Here is a 624-nt window from a genome sequence, read left to right on the forward strand (position 1 = left end):
GCTTGCATCCACTGGTGCAGGCGGCGCTTCTGGTAGCGGGCGTCGGCGTCGTCTGACGGAACCAAGATCGAACGCACTGCGAATGCCAGAGCATTGACGTCGGTTGCCAGCATTACGCCGCCTGCTGCATCGATCAGCTCCACGAAGTTCCGTGCACGGCCCTCGCGTATGCCCCTGACCATCAACCGTGACGCATGCGGGGCTGCTTGGCTGATGGTGCTCATCGTGGAACTGAGCAGCGCATTGGGCGGCAGCACGTCGCCATCGGCCTCGGTGATCGTTCCATCGCTGCCCACCGAACGACCCAAGCTACTGTCCGGGTTGTTGCAGATGCGGGCCTGAGGCAGTGCCTCATACAAGTCGCGCATCAGCCCCCACGCCTGTCGGGCACGTTCCGGTGACACTCCTTGCTCCCGATTGACGATTACCTGCTCAGCGTGTTCCCGCGCCGAGACGATGTAGGAACGGTTATGGGCCCTGGCTGGCTCCATCGCCATGAGCGTGACCATGGGTGTATCGCTGATCTGGTTGTGGCCCTTGTGCATCGGCCTGGGCTCTGTGCTCAAGACACGGACTCTCGGGACGATAGTCGCCAGCTCTTGTGCGAGCTGGTAAATTTTGTCG

General features: G+C 61.9%; 1 protein-coding gene. It reads right to left on the reverse strand.

Annotated features, from left to right (window positions below):
• Positions 1-545 (reverse strand): hypothetical protein (locus ABQX22_RS26695; RefSeq protein ID WP_349802860.1); only part of this gene is annotated, 545 nt, incomplete at its 3' end.
• Positions 546-624 lie beyond the last annotated feature (79 nt).

Source organism: Xanthomonas sp. WHRI 1810A (genome assembly GCF_040202885.1).
Taxonomy (GTDB): domain Bacteria; phylum Pseudomonadota; class Gammaproteobacteria; order Pseudomonadales; family Pseudomonadaceae; genus Aquipseudomonas.